The sequence below is a fragment of the Mesorhizobium sp. M0058 genome (genome assembly GCF_040323095.1).
Classification (GTDB): domain Bacteria; phylum Pseudomonadota; class Alphaproteobacteria; order Rhizobiales; family Rhizobiaceae; genus Mesorhizobium.
The window spans coordinates 369,365-387,710 of record NZ_JAMYUQ010000002.1 but is presented as its reverse complement, the minus strand read 5'-3'; the positions used below and the strand labels follow the sequence as shown (position 1 = coordinate 387,710).

Below are 18,346 nucleotides of genomic sequence, written 5' to 3'. Positions count from 1 at the left end.
TGATTAATCAGGGGTTTTCGCCGGCCTGTCACGCCGGAGGTCGCGGGTTCGAGCCCCGTCACTCGCGCCATTTCTCCTCAGGAGAAATGTGGCATAATCGTCTAGAATCATGATCTTGCATGAGGCAATTCAGATCCGGTCGGATCTGAATTCGATCTCTCCCGCAACGACGTCACCCCTTGGCCAGCAGCGCCTCGACCTCATGCAGCGTCGGCATGGATGGCGCCGTACCCGGCCGCGTCACCGAAATGCCGGCGACGGCGCAGGCGAAGCGGACGGCTTGCAGCGGCTCCACGCCTTTGGCGAGTGCGGCGGCCAGGCCGCCATTGAAGGCATCGCCCGCACCGGTGGTTTCGACCACCGGGCCGGCATTGACCACCGGGACATGGTCGGACCGAGCGGCCGTGTGCAGCAGCGCGCCTTTTTCGCCGAGCGTGATGATGACCGAGCCGACGCCTTTTTTGAGCAGGCTGTCGGCGGCGCGGCGAGCGTCGTCGATCGAAGAAACCTTGATGCCGGTCAGTTCCTCGGCCTCGGTTTCGTTGGGGGTCACATAGTCGCACAGCGTGTAGATGCGGTCCGGCAGCTTGGCCGCGGGCGCCGGATTGAGAATGGTGGTCACCCCTGCCCCGCGCGCGATCTCGAGTGCGCGCAGTGCCGCGTCGATCGGCTGTTCGAGCTGGGTGACGAAGACGCCGGCTCCACGGATCAGGCCGGCATTGGCCTCGATGTCTTCAGACGAGATCAGCATCGCCGCACCCGGGCTGACGATGATGGCGTTGTTGCCGGTCGTCTCCTCGATGAAGATATAGGCCGCGCCGGTATAGCTTTGCGGCGTGTCGATGACGGCGGATTTCACGCCCGCCTCTGCCCAGGTCGCCTTGGCCATGTCGGCGAAAGCATCGACGCCAAGCCGGGTCAGGAAAGTGATGTCGGCGCCGAGCTTGCCTGCCGCCACCGCCTGGTTCGAGCCCTTGCCGCCAGGTCCCAGCTTGAAGGAATTACCAAGAATGGTTTCACCCATGCGCGGCTGTCGATCGGCGCGGTAGGCGGTGTCGGCGACGAAAACGCCCAGAATGACGACAGGTTTGCCCGACGCCATGGCCCTACTCGGCGTCCGGCGGCACGACGCCCTTGCGAAAGGCGAAGCAGCCATAGAAGCGGCGTTCGCCGGTCTGGATGACGCAATAGGCTTTCTTGGCGCGCTCGTAGAAGGCATAGCGCTCGACCGAGATCATCGGCCAGGCCTTGCCTTCCGCCTTGTCGATCTCCTTCTGCACCTCTTTTTGCACCGGCGGAATCTCGTCCGGCTTGCCGACAATCTCCATGCGCGCGGCCGCGTCGTCGACGAAAGTGTCGAGCGGATAGAGCGACAGCACCGCCTTGGCGACATCGGCCGCCGGCGCATCGATGCGCAGCAGCTTGCCGAGCACGGTCTGGCGCGCCACCGAATCGGCGGGGAAATTGGTGTCGGCGATGATCAGATCGTCGCCGTGTCCCATTGCCCTGAGCGCTTGGAGCACATCGGCATTGAGCAATGGGTTGATCCCTTTGAGCATGGCAGTCCTCGTCAAACAGGTTTGGTCAAAGTCGATTGGAAATCAGAGCCGGTTGCCGGTCTCGGCGTCGAAGAGATGGACCTGGTCGAGGCGCGGCTTGAGATTGAGCGTGTCGCCGGGTTTGAAGTCGTGGCGCTCGCGAAACAGCGCCACCATCTCGCCGTCGCCGAAGCGCACGAAGACCAGCGTTTCGGAACCCGTGGGTTCGACCACCGAGATTTTTGCCGGCACGCCGTCGGGATGGATTTCGAGATGCTCGGGCCGCACGCCATAGACCACGGCCTGGCCCTCCTTGGCGGCGCTGCCGGCCGCGACCGGGAACAGCGTGCCTGCAATCTCGACCTTGTCGCCCTTGCGCACCACGCCTTTGAGCAGGTTCATCGACGGCGAGCCGATGAAGCCGGCGACAAACAGATTGGCCGGCCGGTCGAACAATTCCAATGGCGCGCCGACCTGCTCGATACGGCCATCGCGCATGACGACGATCTTGTCGGCCATGGTCATGGCCTCGATTTGGTCGTGGGTGACGTAGATGGTGGTGGTCTTCAGCCGCTGGTGCAGTTCCTTGATCTCGGTGCGCATTTGCACGCGCAGCTTGGCGTCGAGATTGGAGAGCGGCTCGTCGAACAGGAAGACTTGCGGATTGCGCACGATGGCGCGGCCCATGGCGACGCGCTGGCGCTGGCCGCCGGATAGCTGGCGCGGATAACGTTTCAGGTACGGATTGAGGTCGAGAATGTCGGCGGCGCGCTTGACCCGCTCGGCGACCACGGCTGGATCGGTCTTGCGCAGCTTCAGCGCAAACGCCATGTTCTGCTCCACCGTCTTGTGCGGATAGAGCGCGTAGTTCTGGAACACCATGGCGATGTCGCGCTTGGCCGGCGGCAGATTGTTGACGATGCGCTCGCCAATGGCGATCGTGCCGCCGGAGACGGTCTCCAGCCCGGCCACCATCCTGAGCAGCGTGGACTTGCCGCAGCCCGACGGGCCGACCAACACCACGAACTGGCCATCGGCGATATCGACGCTGACCTCGTGCAGGACCTTGACGGTTCCGAACGCCTTGGCCACATTGCTGATCGCGACTTGAGCCATCGTCCCCCCTTTTCTCGCGGTGAAGCTAGCCATTGCCAACGGCAAGGGCAAGTCGGTATGTTATCGATAAAAAGCCATTCGTGTTGACAAGGTAATCGATTACGCAAATATTAGCTGTTGCCAATCCGGCAGTCGGATTTTTATCCGAAAATCGGAGCTCCAGGCGACGCAGGGTGGGGTCCCACGTCCCCGTATGATAAAGGAGAACCGCCGACGTTTCGGCGTCGGAGGGATTGGCATTTAATTCACGACTGTTGTTCTGGGAGGAATAGATGAGAGTCGGTCTGTACGAAAAACTCGTCCGCGCGGGTGCCACCCGGCGTGACATACTCAAAGGCGCGGCCTCGATGGCCGCGATCGCCGCCGCATCGGGCGCTGGGCTCGGCGCTTTCACCCGCCCGGCTGAAGCCGCCAGCGAGCTACGCTCCAAAATTCTGCAGATCCCCGGCGTCGGCAAGGGTCAGCCGACGGATGCCGATTTCCAGAAGGTCGGCGAACTCTGCCTGGAAGCCACCAAGGCCAACGTCAAGGAAGGCGAATTCGCCGGCGTCGAGCTCACCTTCATGGGCCTCAACAACCAGAACCTGCACAATGTGCTGTTCCGCGGCTTCCTGAAGCCGTGGGAGGCCTATACCGGCGCCAAGATCAGCTGGATCGACCTGGCGCAGGCCGACTACAATGCCCGCCTGCAGCAGTCGATCGCCACCGGCACCGTCGACTTCGACATCATCGAGATGGGCGCGCCCTTCGAAGGCGATGTCTGCGGCAAGGGCCTGACGTCCGAGATGCCCGACTGGGTCAAAGAGCAGATCGACATGAAGGATGTCGTGGCCTATCTGCAGCCGCCGGTCGGCACCTGGGACGGCAAGCAGTACCGGATCACCGTCGATGGCGATGCGCACAACTTCAATTACCGCACCGACGTTTTTGCCGATGCCGACCTCGCCAAGGCGTGGAAGGACGGCGGCGCGGCCACCGAATGGGGTGTGCCGAAGACCTGGCAGGAAGTCCAGGCCGTCACAAAATTCCTCAAGGGCAAGAAGTTCAAGGATCAGGACGTCTTCGGCTATCTCGATGCGCCCAAGGCCTGGGGCGGTTTCGGCTTCTACTTCCTCGGCAGCCGCGCCACCGCCTATGCCAAGCATCCCGACGACAAGGCCTGGCTGTTCGATGCCGACACGATGAAGCCGCGCATCAACAATCCGGCCTGGGTGCGCGCCATCCAGGACGTCATCGACGCGCTGCCGTCGGAGCCCGCCGACCAGATCAACGCCGACCCGAACACGACAGCCTTCCAGCAGTTCCTGGCCGGCACCGGTTCGATGGTCACCTGGTGGGGCGACGTCGGCTCCAACGTCAAGACCAATGATAGCTCGGTCATCGGCGACGTCACCGGCTTCTCGGTCCTGCCGGGGTCCGACGACGTCTACAATGCCAAGACCGGCGCTTGGGACAAACTCGCCAGCGGCCCGAACTATGCGCCGAACTGCGCCTATCTCGGCTGGGGCGTCTACGTCATGGCCCGCGTCGATACTGACGAAAAGAAGAAAAAAGCGGCATGGTCGGCCGCCGCTCATCTCGGCGGCAAGGACCTGTCAATCTGGACGGCGATGTATCCGTCCGGCTTCCAGCCCTACCGCAACTCGCATTTCGACATTCCCGAATGGGTGGCGGCAGGCTACGACGAGGCGTTCATCACCTCGTATCTGAAGTCGGAAGCCGACAGCTACAACCATCCGAACGCGGCGATCGAGCCGCGCATCCCCGGCATCTTCCAGTATTATTCGGCTGCCGAGGACATTCTGGCCAACACATTCGCCGGCAAGATGAAGGCGCAGGAAGGCGCCGACGCCATTGCCGCGGCCTGGGAGAAGCTGACCGACCAGATCGGCCGCGAAAACCAGATCAAGCTCTACAAGGCCTCGCTCGGCGTGTAGGCTGATCCTATCGTGACAACAGGTCCGGCGGTGCAAGCCGCCGGACCTGACCGGCTCGGGCCGGTCGCAGGCTTGATTTTTTAAACGGACGGGGACGCGTGGCAGACCAGACCACCAATGCATGGCCGGCCAACGCCGGCCCAGCCGATCTGATCTCGCCGGCCCGCAAGCGGGCGGGTTTTGCCCTGATGGCGGCCGCCACGCTTGGCCTGCTGGCGGTGATCGCGTTTGAGATCCTCTACAAGAACGAGATCACCACGCTCGGCTTCGAGACCTGGCGTCCGATCGTCTACGCCTATGTTCTGTGGGGCGTGGCGCTCGGCATCGGCCAGGTGCTGACGCGCGGCGAGGACGGCCAGCGCGCGCTGTTCCTGCTGCCGGCGCTGCTGTTCACCATCGCCATGGTGATCTTCCCGACGCTGTTCGGCTTCTATATCGCGCTGACCGACTGGAACCTGTCGTCCTTTTCCGGCCGCAAGTTCAACGGGCTCGACAATTTCTGGCAGATGCTGGCCGATCCCTACTACCGCAACGCGCTGTTCAACATGGTGCTTTATGTGCTCGCCGTGCTGGTTGAGTATGTGATTGCCTTCGGCCTGGCGCTGCTGCTCAACGCGCAGATCCGGGCGCGCAAATTCTTCCGAGTCGTCTTCCTGATGCCGCTGATGCTGTCGCCGGTCGCGGTATCCTGGATGATCGGCAAATCGCTGATGGAGTACCGTTTCGGGCCGGCGGCGACGCTGGCGCGCCATCTCGGCTGGGAGAACCCCGCCTTCTTCTCCAACCCGATCACCGCCCGCATCTCGATCATGGTGCTCGACGCCTGGACCTTCATCCCGTTCATGATGATCATGCTGCTTGCCGGCCTGCAGGCGATGTCGCGCGACGTGCTGGAAGCGGCGCGCGTCGATGGCGCCACGCCCTGGCAGACTTTCTGGCAGGTCACCTTCCCGCTGATGCTGCCGGTGTCGGTCACGGCGGTGATCCTGCGCATCATCTTCAAGTTGAAGCTCGCCGACATCATCATCACCGTGACCTCCGGCGGGCCTGGCGGCGCCACCGATTCGGTGTCGAGCTTTATCTACCGCGAATACCGCGACCGCTCGAATGTCGGCTACGGCACCATGCTGGCGATGGCCTATCTCGTCATCATCGTCGTGTTCGTGACCTGGCTGTTGAAATTCGCCAATCGCTTCGTGCGCAACGTGAACTGACGAGGCACAATGAGCGTCCAGACCACCGACTATGCTGCCTCGGAAATCCGCTCACCGCTGGGTTTTCTGGCCAATCGCATCTTCATCTATGGCGCGCTGGCGTTCTGGGCCTTCATCTGCCTGTTCCCGATCTACTGGACCATCACCACCTCGTTCAAGACCGCGGTCGACGTCACGCAAGGACACCTCATCCCGTTCGTCGACTTCCAGCCGGACTGGAAGGGCTGGCGCTCGCTCGGCCTGTCGCCGGATTCGATCTTCCAGACCTCGACGGTGCGCGAGGAGTTTTTCAAGCGCTTCATGAATTCGGTCATCACCTCGGTCGGCGCGTCGAGCCTCGCCATCGTCATCGGCAGCCTCGCCGCCTATGGGCTGACCCGCTACCGCTATCAGTTCGCCTGGTTCAAGAACGAGGACATCTCCTTCTTCTTCCTGTCGCAGCTGATCCTGCCGCCGGTGGTGCTGGCCCTGCCCTTCCTGGTGCTCTACCGGGAAGTCGGTCTGCTCGACACACGCATCGGCCTGATCCTGCTCTACACGCTGATGGTGCTGCCGATCGTCATCTGGATCATGCGCGACCAGTTCAACTCGATCCCGGTCGAGCTCGAGGAGGCAGCGCTGGTCGACGGCCTCTCGATCTGGGGCGCTTTTTTCCGCATCGTCATGCCGATTGCGCTGCCGGGCATGGTCGCCGCTTTCATCCTGGCGATGGTGCTGTGCTGGAACGAGTATTTTTTCGCCGCGCTGCTGACCTCGACCGACGCCAAGACCATCCCGGTCATGGTGGCGAGCCAGACCGGCTCGCAAGGCATCAACTGGTGGTCGATGGCGGCGCTTGCCACCGCCGCGATCGCACCGCTGGCGGTCATCGGGATTGCGCTTGAGCGGTATCTGATCATGGGCATGACGGCGGGCGCGGTGAAGTAGGGCGAGAGGCGGCGTGCCCCTCTACTGTTGACCTCGGCGGGACAGCACCCCCCCTCTGGCCTGCCGGCCATCTCCCCCGCAAGGAGGGAGATCGGCAGCTTTGGCTGCATCGCTTTTCTTGCGACGTAGGTGATTGGCGAAAGCGGAAATGACATCTGATCTCCCCCCTTGCGGGGGAGATGTCCGGCAGGACAGAGGGGGTGTGAAGGATCGCTACAGAGCGACTTTGTCTGCTAGCGCCCCAATATCGCCCTCAGGTGATCCATGATCATCGCGACGCCCTTCTGCCCTAGCTCCGCCGAGGCCTCCGGCGCACTGGCCGTATACCACGCGGTATTCTCGCCAAAACGCCCGGCATCGACCGCTTCCGGACACAGTGCCAGCATCAATGATGTCTCGCCAACACCGGCGTGATCGAACGGATACTTCCCGTTCATGGCAGCCGACATTAGCGGGTGCACCTGCACCCAGTTGAAGAAATTCTCGCCGGCGGCGTGCCCGGCATAATAATCGGCCATCTCGTCTGAGCCCCACCAGCCCTCGCCGCGCTGCTTCTCGAGGAAGCGGAAAATCGCCTGGCGGCCGGCGGCCTTGAAGGCGAGATCGGTCGGCATGCCGGCGGCAAAGTTCTCGGTCTGGTGGTGGATGATGGCGTTGATGTTACGAAAGCCGATGCGCAGCAGGCTGTAGAACAATTCTTCGGCGAACGGCGCCAGCTGGTTGCCGCCGACCTGCACCGAGCCGTTGCCTTCAGGTGCTGCCACCACATAGCTCGCCGCACCGTAGTAGAAAGCCGGCAGGATGACGATGTCGGCCTCCTTCTCGTAGAGCTCCAGCGTCTTGACGACGGCCAGCGTGTCCATGCCGACAGCCATGTGCTCGCCGTGATATTCGAGCACGCCGAGCGGGAGAGCGACCGGCCAGTTCTCGGCGATCGCCTTGCGGATCTGGTGCGGCAACATCAGTTCGTAGCGCATGATCTATTCCATGTTGGTGTGGCGGGTGCGCATGGCCTCGGACGACTGGCCGGTCAGCGCCTTGAGCTTCAGCACCATCACCTCGAACAGCAGGAACAGCGCCCCTTCGAAGACCGAGCCCATCGGCAGCAGCGATGTCTTTTGTGGCCCCTGGTCACGCGCCATGGTCTGCGCCGGGATCAGCAAGGTGAAGTCGGCAAGCGCGACCGCACTACTGCCTGCCTCGGCGGTGAGCAAAAGCACGGTGGCGCCGGCCTGGCGGGCGACTTGCATCAAGGTAAGCACCGTCGTCGTCTCGCCCGGGCCGGAACTGACCAGGAAGACATCGGCTGGGCGAAGCGGTGGCGTGTTCATGTCGCCGACCACCGACACCTCAAGGCCAAGGTGATAGAGGCGCATGGCGAAACCCTTGAGCTGCAAGGCCTCGCGGCCGCAGCCATAGACGACGATCTTTTGCGCGCGGGCCAGGGTTTCGCAGGCGGTGTCGATGCCGGCTTCGTCGACGCGCGCCAGTACGGCGCCCAGCTCTTGCAGGGCGGTCGAAAACATATCCGAGCCGGCATTCGTCATGAGAGTCCCATCTGTCCGGCTGGGTTTGTGGCCGGTGATTTCGGGTTGCGCGCTTTCGGAAAAAGGCTTGTTTTTGTTCATGCTATCACCGCGAAAATGCCTGTCCAACGGCCATGGCGGCTTTTGCTGAGCCAGCGGCGTGATAGTGTCATGTCAGACAATCAATCCAGGAAATCAGCACGACATGAAGACACGGCATTTCGACCGCATCGGCAATGGCGGCCTCGACTTCACCGAGCTTGGCTTCGGCAGCGCGCCGCTCGGCAACCTTTACCGCGCCGTCCCCGACGCGGATGCCAACGCCACGCTGGAGGCGGCGTGGGCGACCGGCTGCCGTTACTACGACACCGCGCCGCTCTATGGCCTGGGCCTTGCCGAAACACGGCTCAATGCCTTCCTGCGCGGCAGGAAGCGCGACGATTATGTGCTGTCGAGCAAGGTCGGTCGCCTGTTGCGCGCCTGCCCGCCGGAGGAACGAACCGGCATCGGCAAGTTCTTCGACACACCGACGCGCAAGGAGGTCTACGACTACAGCTACGACGGCGTCATGCGCTCGTTCGAGGCGTCGCTGGAACGGCTTGGCGTCGACCGCATCGACATCCTTTTCGTCCATGACCTCGACATCTTCACCCATGGCAGCAAGGAGGCGTCAGACCAGCGCATCGAGGAATTCATGGCCTCGGGCTACAACGGACTGGTTGCGCTGCGCGACCAGGGCGTGATCAAGGCCTTCGGCGGCGGCATCAACGAATGGGAGGTTTGCCAGACGCTGGCGGAGCGTGGCGACTTCGACCTGTTCCTGCTGGCCGGGCGCTACACGCTGCTGGAACAGGAAGCGCTTGCCACCTTCCTGCCGCTCTGTGAGCAACGCGGCATCGGCATCGTTCTCGGCGGTCCTTACAATTCCGGCATCCTGGCGACCGGGCCGAAGCCAGGCGCCTATTACAATTACTCCGAGGCGCCAAGGGACATCATGGATCGCGTCGGGCGCATCGAGGCCGTCTGCCAGCGCCATGGCGTCAGGCTGATCGAGGCGGCGCTGCAGTTTCCGCTGCTGCACCCTTCCGTGGTGTCGGTCATCCCCGGCGGCCAGCGGCCGAGTGAAGTCGAAAGCAACCGCGCCCTGCTCGATGCCAAGCTGCCTGCGGCGCTGTGGGCGGACCTCAAGCAGGAAGGCCTGATGCGCGCGGATGCGCCGGTGGGCTGAAGGCTCGCCTCAGCGGGCTGACGGCCTGCCGCCATCGAGGCAAAAGAAAAGCCGGGCGAACCCGGCTTTTCAACATTCTCTGAAAAATTTTTAGTTGACCGCGTCCTTGAGGCCTTTGCCGGCCGAGAACTTCGGCACGGTACGCGCCGGAATCTTCACTTCCGCGCCAGTCTGCGGGTTGCGGCCAGTCGATGCCGCACGCTTGGAGACGGTGAAATTTCCGAAGCCGACGAGCCGTACATCGCCGCCCTTCTTCAGTTCGCCAGTGATGACGGAGAACACCGCCTCAACCGCCGACTGTGCGTCACCCTTCGAAATGCTCGCGGATTCAGCGACAGCGGAAACCAGTTCGTTCTTGTTCATAAAAATTCCCTTCCATGAGAAAACCGGAACTTTCGACTCATCCGGCAGGAGAGGGACTTTAGAAAGAAGCGCTCGCAAACCCAAGTCAAAAAGCCGGAAAAAAGTTGAAAAAAGCCCGGAAATGGTGGGTTTTTCACATGAAAAAGCCGGGCTCAAGGCCCGGCTCTCTCTTTGTGCACTGCAACTTTAGTAGTTTCTAATGTGCAAGCGACTTTCCAGCATCGTCAACGGTATCGGTGGAAGCCGGCGGATTGACTGGCTCGACCCACTCGATTGGCTCCGGCATGCGCACCAGCGCGTGCCTCAGAACCTCGCCGACACGTGAGACCGGAATGATCTCCATACCGTTCTTCACATTGTCCGGTATCTCCGCCAGATCCTTGGCGTTGTCTTCCGGGATCAGCACCTTCTTGATGCCGCCGCGCAGTGCGGCGAGCAGTTTCTCCTTGAGGCCGCCGATCGGCAAGATGCGGCCGCGAAGCGTTATCTCGCCAGTCATCGCCACATCGGCCCGGACCGGAATACCAGTCATGACAGATACGATGGCCGTCGCCATGGCAGCACCTGCAGACGGACCGTCCTTCGGCGTGGCGCCTTCGGGCAAGTGGACGTGGATGTCACGCTTGTCGAACAGCGGCGGCTCGATGCCGAAATCGATGGCCCGCGAGCGGACATAAGAGGCCGCCGCCGAGATCGATTCCTTCATCACGTCGCGCAGATTGCCGGTCACCGTCATGCGGCCCTTGCCGGGCATCATGACGCCTTCGACCGTCAGCAGCTCGCCGCCGACTTCCGTCCAGGCAAGACCGGTGACGACACCGACCTGATCGTCAGCCTCGACCTGGCCGAAGCGGAAGCGCGGAACACCGAGGTAATCGGCGAGGTTCGCCGCCGTGATGCTCACCGTCTTCTTCTTCGTCTTCAGGATCTCGGTCACCGCCTTGCGCCCGAGCTTCATCAGCTCGCGCTCCAGGCTTCTGACGCCCGCTTCACGGGTGTAGGTCTGGATGATGCCGCGGATCGCGTCCTCGCCGACGGAGAATTCCTTCGGCTGCAGGGCATGATCGCGGATCACCTTGGGCATCAGGTGACGCTTGGCGATCTCGATCTTCTCGTCCTCGGTGTAGCCGGCGATACGGATGATCTCCATGCGGTCCATCAGGGGCGCAGGGATGTTCAGTGTGTTCGCCGTCGTCACGAACATCACGCTCGATAGGTCGTATTCGACCTCGAGGTAATGGTCCATGAACGTCGAGTTCTGCTCGGGATCGAGCACCTCGAGCAAAGCCGATGACGGATCGCCACGGAAGTCCTGGCCCATCTTGTCGATCTCGTCGAGCAGGAAGAGCGGGTTGGACTTCTTGGCCTTCTTCATCGACTGGATGACCTTGCCGGGCATCGAGCCGATATAGGTGCGGCGGTGGCCACGGATCTCGGCCTCGTCACGCACGCCGCCAAGCGCCATGCGGATGAACTCGCGGCCGGTCGCCTTGGCGATCGACTTGCCGAGCGAGGTCTTGCCGACGCCGGGAGGGCCGACGAGGCACAGGATCGGCCCCTTCAGCTTCTTCTGGCGGCTTTGCACGGCGAGATACTCGACGATGCGGTCCTTGACCTTGTCGAGGCCGAAATGATCGGTGTCGAGCACGTTCTGCGCAAACGCCAGGTCCTGCTTGACCTTGGAGTTCTTGCCCCACGGGATCGACAGGATCCAGTCGAGGTAGTTGCGCACGACGGTCGATTCCGCCGACATCGGCGACATCGTCCGCAGCTTCTTCAACTCGGCTTCCGCCTTTTCGCGGGCCTCCTTGGAGAGCTTGGTCTTCTTGATGCGCGCCTCGATCTCGGCGGCCTCGTCGCGGCCGTCCTCGCCTTCGCCGAGCTCCTTCTGGATCGCCTTCATCTGCTCGTTGAGGTAATATTCGCGCTGCGTCTTCTCCATCTGGCGCTTGACGCGCGAGCGGATGCGCTTCTCCACCTGCAGGACGGAGATTTCGGCTTCCATGAAGCCCATCGCCTTTTCCAGCCGTTCCTTGACGGACAGCGTGGCCAGCATCTCCTGCTTCTCGGGGATCTTGATGGCGAGGTGCGAAGCAACCGTATCGGCGAGCTTGGAATAGTCGTCGATCTGGCTGGCGGCGCCCACCACTTCAGGCGAGATCTTCTTGTTCAGCTTGACGTAGTTTTCGAAGTCGGTGACGACCGAACGGGCGAGCGCCTCGACCTCGACCTCTTCCTCCTCCGGCTCGACCAGCGCCGTGGCGGTAGCTTCGTGGAAGTCCGGACGGTCGGTGAACGAGACGATCTTGGCACGCGACGCGCCTTCGACCAGCACCTTGACGGTGCCGTCGGGCAGCTTCAGCAATTGCAGCACATTGGCGAGCGTGCCGATGTCGAAGATCGCATCGGGCTCGGGATCGTCATCGGCGGCATTCATCTGGGTGGCAAGCAGGATCTGCTTTTCCTGACCCATAACCTCTTCCAGCGCCTTGATCGACTTTTCACGCCCGACAAAGAGCGGAACGATCATGTGCGGGAACACCACGATGTCGCGCAGTGGGAGGACTGCGAAGACGCCGTCGCTGGGAGCCTTGGATATTTTGGCCATTGTCCAACCTTTCATGTCGCGGCCGCTAATCGAGCCAACCGCGAATCTCATATTAACGACCGAGGATCGTTCCGCCTACCACCGTTTGTGACGGGAGTTTTACAGCACAGAATTCGGCACCACGGCCTTCCGATGTTAGTTGGATGCACGAGGGGCAAAGATCAAGGGTCGACACGTTCGTTCATCCACTCCGTCACAAGGATCGGTACCTCACCACAGCAAAACGGCGCCCCGCGGGCGCCGTTCCATAAAAAGGTTAGGCCAGATGCCAGATCAGGCGCTGACGTTGCCCTTCTTTTCCTTCTGCTCGGAATAGATGTAGAGCGGCCGGGCGCTGCCGGTCACCACTTCTTCCGAAATCACCACTTCGCGCACGCCTTCCAGGGCGGGCAGTTCGAACATGGTGTCGAGCAGGATCGCTTCCATGATCGAGCGGAGGCCACGGGCGCCGGTCTTGCGCTCGATGGCGCGCTTGGCGATCGCCGACAGCGCATTCTCATGGAAGGTCAGGTCGACACTTTCCATCTCGAACAGCCGCTGATACTGCTTGACCAGCGCGTTTTTCGGCTCGGTCAGGATCTGGATCAGAGCCGGCTCGTCGAGGTCTTCCAGCGTCGCCAGGACCGGCAGACGGCCGACAAACTCGGGGATGAGGCCGAACTTCAAGAGATCCTCGGGCTCGACCAGGCGGAACACGTCACCGGTGCGGCGATCCTCGGGCGAAGCGACGATGGCGCCGAAGCCGATGGAAGTCTTCCTGCCGCGATCCGAGATGATCTTGTCCAGCCCGGCGAAGGCGCCGCCGCAGATGAACAGGATGTTGGCGGTGTCGACCTGCAGGAACTCCTGCTGCGGATGCTTGCGGCCGCCCTGCGGCGGCACGGAGGCAACGGTGCCTTCCATGATCTTCAGAAGCGCCTGCTGCACGCCCTCGCCCGACACGTCGCGGGTGATCGATGGGTTGTCGGACTTGCGCGAGATCTTGTCGATTTCATCGATGTAGACGATGCCGCGCTGGGCGCGCTCGACATTGTAGTCGGCCGACTGCAGCAGCTTCAGGATGATGTTTTCGACGTCCTCGCCGACGTAACCGGCTTCGGTCAGCGTCGTCGCGTCGGCCATGGTGAAGGGCACGTCGATGATGCGGGCCAGCGTCTGGGCAAGCAGCGTCTTGCCGCAGCCGGTCGGGCCGATCAGCAGGATGTTGGACTTCGCCAATTCGACGTCGTTGTTCTTGCCGGCATGCGCGAGGCGCTTGTAGTGGTTGTGGACCGCCACCGACAGCACGCGCTTGGCGTAGGGCTGGCCGATGACATAGTCGTCAAGAACCTTCAGGATCTCCTGCGGGGTCGGCACGCCCTCGCGCGACTTCACCATCGAGGTCTTGTTCTCCTCGCGGATGATGTCCATGCATAGCTCGACGCACTCGTCGCAGATGAACACCGTTGGGCCGGCGATCAGCTTGCGCACCTCGTGCTGGCTTTTGCCGCAAAACGAGCAATAAAGCGTGTTCTTCGAATCACCGCTGTTGTTGCCGACTTTGCTCATTTTCCTGTCCTTTCATGGCCGCCCGCCGATGGTCTGGCTGAAAGGGCGCATATTCTATCTATCGCGGGAATTCGCCGCCGCCAGTGTCCCGGCTCCCGCAACGCATTCCGTACGAAACACAAATCAGAAAACGTCGCAATGATTCGCGCCAACCCTGCACAAAGCTAAGCCGTCGAAAATCAACATAGCCTTAACGTAGGCAATCCCATCCACCGAGGGAACAGCCAATTGTGGCCGAAATGCCGCAAATCCCAGCAAAAGCGCGTTATCCCGCCACCCAACTGCCATGCAGCGATTATGCCGCAGCGCCTTCGACCGGCTCGCGCGACGAAATGACCTTGTCGATGAGGCCGAAATCCTTGGCTTCGTCGGCTGTCATGAAATGGTCGCGGTCAAGCGTCTTTTCAATGTCTTCGTAGCTCTTGCCGGTGTGTTTGACGTAGACCTCGTTGAGGCGGCGCTTCAGCTTGATGATGTCCTGCGCGTGCCGCTCGATGTCGGAGGCCTGGCCCTGGAAACCGCCGGAAGGCTGGTGAACCATGATACGGGCGTTCGGCGTGGCAAAACGCATGTCCTTGTGGCCGGCGGTCAGAAGCAGCGAGCCCATCGACGCCGCCTGGCCGATGCACAGCGTCGACACCGCCGGCTTGATGAACTGCATGGTGTCGTAGATCGCCATGCCCGAGGTCACCACGCCGCCCGGCGAGTTGATGTAGAGATTGATCTCTTTCTTCGGGTTCTCGGCCTCGAGGAACAAAAGCTGTGCACAAACCAGCGTCGCCATACCGTCTTCGACCGGGCCGGTGATGAAAATGATGCGCTCTTTCAGCAGGCGCGAGAAAATGTCGTAGGCCCGCTCGCCGCGATTGGTCTGCTCGACCACCATCGGAACGAGGTTCATGTAGGTTTCGACGGGGTTCTTCATGGACTACCCTTTTTGGAGATGGGGATTCCGGCGCCGGAACATCGGGCAGAATCGGTTCTTGATGGTTAGAATGTAAATAGGATGCCGGCTCACCCTAGCGCAAGGCCGCCTCCTCCTAGCCATCTGGTTAAGTCGAATCAAGGTTTCCGCGCAAGGGAAAGTCCGAACGCGGCCAGCGGCGTTTTTGCGGTGTAGCAATTCCTTAACCGCGTCGCTTAACGAAATGCGGCGAAACCGCTTTCCCCCGGAGAACCTTCCCCTACAATTCAACATTGAACCTCACGTTTCGGGTTCAAACAGGGGGAGTGCCATGATCAGGAAAACTGCTTGCCTCGCCATCTCCGGCCTTGCCGGTCTCGGCATGGTGTCCGATGCGGTTGCCGGCGGCCGGGCCGCCGAATGCTATGAGCCGGTGCACAGGCCGGCGCTCTATGACACCGTCTATGAAGACGTCATGGTCAGTCCCGGCGGGCAGTTGGTCGACTATGATCCGCCGATCTATGGCACCATGGAGCGCGTCGAGCAGATCGCGCCGCCCCGAGTCACCTATGACATCGTACCGGCGAGAACCCGCACCGTTTACCGCACGGTCCAGGTCGACGATGGCGGCTATGCCTGGGAATGGCGCGTCATCCACGGCCGCAAGGTGCTGTGCAAGGTGTGGCGCAAGGCCCGCTACGCGCGTGTGGCCGAAACAGTGGTGGTTGAACCGGAGCGCACCCGCCGGGTTGTGCTGCCGGCCGAATATGAGAGCGTCGCCCATGAAGTGCTGGTGCGGCCCGAGCGGCGGCACGTCACCCAGATAGCGCCTTCATACCAGAGGATGGCGCGCCGGGTGGTGGTGCAGGAAGGCTCGACCAGCTGGCGCCGCGTGCATATTGCCAGGCATTGCGAGGATTAGACTTCGGTACTTCGCCGAGGTCCGCCTCGGTTGGCTCAATCCATAGGGCCGTCGGGTGCCAACATCCGGTCTGGCACCAAGCCGGCAAGCCGCGGTAATGGTCTGGCATGACCACATCCATGCCGCCCTACCTCGCCTTTGATCCAGCCACGCGCCGCCTGCGGCTCGATCCGCACGAACCGGCGTTTTTCCAGAACCCCTACGACGCCTATGCCGTCCTGCATGGCGCATCGAATGCCTTCTTCTGGGAGGAATTCGGCTTTTGGTGCTTTGGCGGCTTCGACGACGTCAACCGGCTGTTGCGCGACCGCCGCTTCGGTCGCCAGAACCCGGCCGGCATTCCCGACAGCCGCGGCATCGGCGAGGATCGCTCGCATTTGGCCGCTTTCGACGGCATCGAGAGCAATTCGATGCTGGAGCTGGAGCCGCCGGTGCACACCAGGCTCAGAACCCTGGTCAACCGCGCCTTCGTCTCGCGCCAGGTCGAGCGGCTGCGGCCGCGCGTGGAGGCGCTGGCCAATGAGCTGATCGACCGTTTCGAACCGCGCCAGGTCGATCTATTGCCCAGCTTCGCCGCACCTTTGCCGATCACCATCATTGCCGAAATGCTCGGTGTGCCGGTCGAAATGGGGCCGCAACTGCTCGACTGGTCGCACCGGATGGTGGCCATGTACATGCATGGCCGGACGCGCGAGATCGAAGAAGCGGCCAATCGCGCCGCGCACGATTTTTCCGACTTTTTGCGTGGCTATGTCGCTGAGCGGCGCAAGAAGCCTGGCGACGACCTGCTGTCGCTGCTGATCGCGGCGCAAGAGGATGGCCAGAAGCTGTCGGAAGACGAGTTGGTCTCGTCCGCCGTTCTGTTGCTCAATGCCGGCCACGAGGCGACCGTCCATCAAACCGGCAACGCCGTGCGCACGTTGCTGGCGCAAGGCGGCGACCCCGGCCGTTTCTTCACCTCGCCGGAAGCAACCGCTGCGACGGTCGAGGAGTGCCTGCGCTTCGACGCGCCGCTGCACATGTTCACCCGCTACGCCTATCAGGAGGTCGAGGTGACATCCGGGGTTGTCGTACAACCGGGGGAGACGGTCGGCCTGCTGCTCGGCATGGCCAATCATGATCCGCTTGCCCTTGCCGAACCTGGCGCCTTCCGGCCCGGCCGACCAGACCAGAAGAATGTCTCGTTCGGCGCCGGTATCCATTTCTGCATCGGTGCGCCGCTGGCGCGGCTGGAGTTGCAGGTGTCGCTGAAAACCCTGTTCGAGCGGCAGCCGCAACTCCATCTTGCGGAGGAGCCGCGCTTCCGCGACACCTATCATTTCCATGGGCTGGAAAAGCTCACTGTGAGCTTGTGAGGACGGCGGAGCCGACGCATGCCCGAGAAAATGAGATTCGCCTTTCTACAGGAACCACCCTTCTGCTTTATCGACGGATCGGGACGTCTGGGCGGCAGCGATGCCCAACTGGCCAAGAGGGTCTGCCTGACGCTCGGGCTGGAACTTTTGCCCATCGAGACCGAGTTTGCCGAGCTGCTGCCTGGGCTTGCCGAAGGGGTGGGACATGACCACCGGCCTGTTCATTTCCGAAGACCGCCGGAAGCTGGTCGACTTCACAAGGCCGATCTGGATGCTGGCGGATGGATTGCTGGTCGCGAAAGACAATCCCCGCGCCTTTGATGGCTATCGGTCCGTCGCCAATGATCGGACGGCGCTGATCGGCGTCATATCGGGCCAGATCCAGCACCGGACGGCCCTGCAAAACGCTATTCAGCCCGAACGGCTAAGGATATTTGCCACCCAGGCCGAAGCAGCTAACGCCGTCGCGGCCGGCGTGGTGCATGCCTATGCGAGTGTAGCGCTCGCGCATCGCGGCTATCTGAGCCGGCGACCCGACGCGCCTCTCGACGTCGTCGACGTCCCGGCAGTCGAAAAACAGCCAGCGCCCGGCGCTTTCGCTCTCGCCAAAGGCAGTGCCACCCTGCTCCAGCGCGTTGATTTATGTCTCAGTGATTTGCTTGGAAGTCCCTGGCACAGGGAGATGATGAGCGGATACGGCTTTTCCGACACTGACATCGATCGGCTTTTGTGAAGTCCAAGCGCGACCGAGCGGTCAGAGCTTGATCACATACTCCTTGCGGGTCGTTTCAAGCACTTCCCAACTGCCCCTGAAGCCTGGCCTGAGCACGAAGCTGTCGCCGGCGCGCACCGTGCGCGCCTCGCCGCCATCCTCGGCAACCACCGAGACGCCGGACAGGATGTGGCAGAACTCCCATTCGTCATATTCGATGCGCCATTTGCCCGGCGTCGCTTCCCAGATGCCGGCATAGAGGCGGCCATCGCGCTCCTCGACATTCCAGGTGCGGAACTTCGGATCGCCCGCAATCAGACGATCCGGCGCCGGGGCGCCATGTTCGGCGTCGACGCTGTCGGTCGATATTGCCAAGTAATGCGCGGACAGGGTTTGCCTCCAACAGATTAGTGAGTAGTGAGTAGTGCAGTGAGTAGTGAGTAGTGAG

At 62.1% G+C, this 18,346-nt stretch carries 18 protein-coding genes; 8 read left to right on the top strand and 10 right to left on the bottom strand.

Annotated features, from left to right (window positions below; genetic code table 11):
• Positions 1 to 172: 172 nt before the first annotated feature.
• The 3 genes from rbsK to NKJ75_RS04755 are packed head-to-tail and all read right to left on the bottom strand — an operon-like array spanning position 173 to position 2,654.
• Positions 173 to 1,102, bottom strand: coding sequence for a ribokinase (gene rbsK, locus NKJ75_RS04765; RefSeq protein WP_023697413.1), 930 nt, complete (start codon positions 1,100 to 1,102; stop codon positions 173 to 175).
• A 4-nt stretch (positions 1,103 to 1,106) separates the two neighbouring features.
• Positions 1,107 to 1,559 carry an RbsD/FucU family protein gene (locus NKJ75_RS04760; protein WP_023834209.1) on the bottom strand — a complete coding sequence of 151 codons (453 nt, stop codon included), beginning with the start codon at positions 1,557 to 1,559 and terminating at the stop codon, positions 1,107 to 1,109.
• Positions 1,560 to 1,601: 42 nt separating this feature from the next.
• Positions 1,602 to 2,654, bottom strand: coding sequence for an ABC transporter ATP-binding protein (locus tag NKJ75_RS04755; protein WP_023831025.1), 1,053 nt, complete (start codon positions 2,652 to 2,654; stop codon positions 1,602 to 1,604).
• 272 nt (positions 2,655 to 2,926) lie between these two features.
• On the opposite strand from NKJ75_RS04755, the gene NKJ75_RS04750 reads away from it, so the two are divergent.
• From NKJ75_RS04750 to NKJ75_RS04740, 3 genes are all read left to right on the top strand, one after another.
• Positions 2,927 to 4,591 (top strand): ABC transporter substrate-binding protein, encoded by a 1,665-nt coding sequence (locus tag NKJ75_RS04750; protein ID WP_352499246.1) that lies wholly within the window; start codon positions 2,927 to 2,929, stop codon positions 4,589 to 4,591.
• Positions 4,592 to 4,689: 98 nt separating this feature from the next.
• Positions 4,690 to 5,805, top strand: a complete 1,116-nt coding sequence (locus NKJ75_RS04745; protein ID WP_023689462.1) for a carbohydrate ABC transporter permease — start codon at positions 4,690 to 4,692, stop codon at positions 5,803 to 5,805.
• 9 nt (positions 5,806 to 5,814) lie between these two features.
• The gene (locus NKJ75_RS04740) at positions 5,815 to 6,732 is read left to right on the top strand and encodes a carbohydrate ABC transporter permease (protein WP_023669427.1); all 918 of its coding nucleotides are present in this window, start codon (positions 5,815 to 5,817) and stop codon (positions 6,730 to 6,732) included.
• Between the two features lie 233 nt (positions 6,733 to 6,965).
• On the opposite strand, the gene NKJ75_RS04735 is transcribed toward NKJ75_RS04740, so the two are convergent.
• Together NKJ75_RS04735 and NKJ75_RS04730 are read right to left on the bottom strand one after the other, a co-directional pair.
• The gene (locus NKJ75_RS04735) at positions 6,966 to 7,709 is read right to left on the bottom strand and encodes a creatininase family protein (RefSeq protein ID WP_023689463.1); all 744 of its coding nucleotides are present in this window, start codon (positions 7,707 to 7,709) and stop codon (positions 6,966 to 6,968) included.
• 3 nt (positions 7,710 to 7,712) lie between these two features.
• Complete coding sequence (locus NKJ75_RS04730) at positions 7,713 to 8,279, bottom strand: SIS domain-containing protein (protein WP_023689464.1); 567 nt, start codon at positions 8,277 to 8,279, stop codon at positions 7,713 to 7,715.
• Between the two features lie 184 nt (positions 8,280 to 8,463).
• On the opposite strand from NKJ75_RS04730, the gene NKJ75_RS04725 reads away from it, so the two are divergent.
• Positions 8,464 to 9,486 (top strand): aldo/keto reductase, encoded by a 1,023-nt coding sequence (locus NKJ75_RS04725; protein WP_023669424.1) that lies wholly within the window; start codon positions 8,464 to 8,466, stop codon positions 9,484 to 9,486.
• A gap of 90 nt (positions 9,487 to 9,576) precedes the next feature.
• Here the strand turns inward: NKJ75_RS04725 and NKJ75_RS04720 are convergent, their stop codons facing one another.
• The 4 genes from NKJ75_RS04720 to clpP form a co-directional block, all read right to left on the bottom strand.
• Positions 9,577 to 9,849 (bottom strand): HU family DNA-binding protein, encoded by a 273-nt coding sequence (locus NKJ75_RS04720; RefSeq protein ID WP_023669423.1) that lies wholly within the window; start codon positions 9,847 to 9,849, stop codon positions 9,577 to 9,579.
• 196 nt (positions 9,850 to 10,045) lie between these two features.
• Positions 10,046 to 12,457: an endopeptidase La gene (gene lon / locus NKJ75_RS04715; protein ID WP_023682304.1), complete on the bottom strand. Its 2,412-nt coding sequence runs from the start codon at positions 12,455 to 12,457 to the stop codon at positions 10,046 to 10,048.
• 273 nt (positions 12,458 to 12,730) lie between these two features.
• On the bottom strand, positions 12,731 to 14,005 hold the full coding sequence (gene clpX, locus NKJ75_RS04710; RefSeq protein ID WP_023682305.1) for an ATP-dependent Clp protease ATP-binding subunit ClpX: 1,275 nt from the start codon (positions 14,003 to 14,005) through the stop codon (positions 12,731 to 12,733).
• Positions 14,006 to 14,300: 295 nt separating this feature from the next.
• Positions 14,301 to 14,930 carry an ATP-dependent Clp endopeptidase proteolytic subunit ClpP gene (clpP, locus tag NKJ75_RS04705; RefSeq protein ID WP_023682306.1) on the bottom strand — a complete coding sequence of 210 codons (630 nt, stop codon included), beginning with the start codon at positions 14,928 to 14,930 and terminating at the stop codon, positions 14,301 to 14,303.
• Positions 14,931 to 15,240: 310 nt separating this feature from the next.
• On the opposite strand from clpP, the gene NKJ75_RS04700 reads away from it, so the two are divergent.
• From NKJ75_RS04700 to NKJ75_RS04685, 4 genes are all read left to right on the top strand, one after another.
• Positions 15,241 to 15,831, top strand: a complete 591-nt coding sequence (locus tag NKJ75_RS04700; protein ID WP_023689466.1) for a hypothetical protein — start codon at positions 15,241 to 15,243, stop codon at positions 15,829 to 15,831.
• 107 nt (positions 15,832 to 15,938) lie between these two features.
• The gene (locus tag NKJ75_RS04695; protein ID WP_023834210.1) at positions 15,939 to 17,186 is read left to right on the top strand and encodes a cytochrome P450; all 1,248 of its coding nucleotides are present in this window, start codon (positions 15,939 to 15,941) and stop codon (positions 17,184 to 17,186) included.
• Between the two features lie 18 nt (positions 17,187 to 17,204).
• The gene (locus NKJ75_RS04690) at positions 17,205 to 17,507 is read left to right on the top strand and encodes a transporter substrate-binding domain-containing protein (protein ID WP_348625504.1); all 303 of its coding nucleotides are present in this window, start codon (positions 17,205 to 17,207) and stop codon (positions 17,505 to 17,507) included.
• The gene (locus tag NKJ75_RS04685) at positions 17,392 to 17,919 is read left to right on the top strand and encodes a type 2 periplasmic-binding domain-containing protein (RefSeq protein ID WP_280790547.1); all 528 of its coding nucleotides are present in this window, start codon (positions 17,392 to 17,394) and stop codon (positions 17,917 to 17,919) included. Before NKJ75_RS04690 ends, NKJ75_RS04685 begins: the two co-directional genes overlap by 116 nt.
• A gap of 21 nt (positions 17,920 to 17,940) precedes the next feature.
• Here NKJ75_RS04685 and NKJ75_RS04680 read toward each other — a convergent pair whose 3' ends face one another.
• On the bottom strand, positions 17,941 to 18,273 hold the full coding sequence (locus NKJ75_RS04680; protein WP_488505273.1) for a cupin domain-containing protein: 333 nt from the start codon (positions 18,271 to 18,273) through the stop codon (positions 17,941 to 17,943).
• Positions 18,274 to 18,346: the final 73 nt, after the last annotated feature.

What these genes read in the sequence shown, in the direction of transcription:
- NKJ75_RS04730 (WP_023689464.1), bottom strand. Translation starts at nt 8,279, where the DNA reads ATGACGAATGCCGGCTCGGATATGTTTTCGACCGCCCTGCAAGAGCTG.
- NKJ75_RS04700 (WP_023689466.1), top strand. Translation starts at nt 15,241, where the DNA reads ATGATCAGGAAAACTGCTTGCCTCGCCATCTCCGGCCTTGCCGGTCTC.
- rbsK (WP_023697413.1), bottom strand. Translation starts at nt 1,102, where the DNA reads ATGGCGTCGGGCAAACCTGTCGTCATTCTGGGCGTTTTCGTCGCCGAC.
- NKJ75_RS04750 (WP_352499246.1), top strand. Translation starts at nt 2,927, where the DNA reads ATGAGAGTCGGTCTGTACGAAAAACTCGTCCGCGCGGGTGCCACCCGG.
- NKJ75_RS04695 (WP_023834210.1), top strand. Translation starts at nt 15,939, where the DNA reads ATGACCACATCCATGCCGCCCTACCTCGCCTTTGATCCAGCCACGCGC.
- clpP (WP_023682306.1), bottom strand. Translation starts at nt 14,930, where the DNA reads ATGAAGAACCCCGTCGAAACCTACATGAACCTCGTTCCGATGGTGGTC.
- NKJ75_RS04735 (WP_023689463.1), bottom strand. Translation starts at nt 7,709, where the DNA reads ATGCGCTACGAACTGATGTTGCCGCACCAGATCCGCAAGGCGATCGCC.
- lon (WP_023682304.1), bottom strand. Translation starts at nt 12,457, where the DNA reads ATGGCCAAAATATCCAAGGCTCCCAGCGACGGCGTCTTCGCAGTCCTC.
- NKJ75_RS04740 (WP_023669427.1), top strand. Translation starts at nt 5,815, where the DNA reads ATGAGCGTCCAGACCACCGACTATGCTGCCTCGGAAATCCGCTCACCG.
- NKJ75_RS04760 (WP_023834209.1), bottom strand. Translation starts at nt 1,559, where the DNA reads ATGCTCAAAGGGATCAACCCATTGCTCAATGCCGATGTGCTCCAAGCG.
- clpX (WP_023682305.1), bottom strand. Translation starts at nt 14,005, where the DNA reads ATGAGCAAAGTCGGCAACAACAGCGGTGATTCGAAGAACACGCTTTAT.
- NKJ75_RS04725 (WP_023669424.1), top strand. Translation starts at nt 8,464, where the DNA reads ATGAAGACACGGCATTTCGACCGCATCGGCAATGGCGGCCTCGACTTC.
- NKJ75_RS04685 (WP_280790547.1), top strand. Translation starts at nt 17,392, where the DNA reads ATGACCACCGGCCTGTTCATTTCCGAAGACCGCCGGAAGCTGGTCGAC.
- NKJ75_RS04755 (WP_023831025.1), bottom strand. Translation starts at nt 2,654, where the DNA reads ATGGCTCAAGTCGCGATCAGCAATGTGGCCAAGGCGTTCGGAACCGTC.
- NKJ75_RS04690 (WP_348625504.1), top strand. Translation starts at nt 17,205, where the DNA reads ATGCCCGAGAAAATGAGATTCGCCTTTCTACAGGAACCACCCTTCTGC.
- NKJ75_RS04720 (WP_023669423.1), bottom strand. Translation starts at nt 9,849, where the DNA reads ATGAACAAGAACGAACTGGTTTCCGCTGTCGCTGAATCCGCGAGCATT.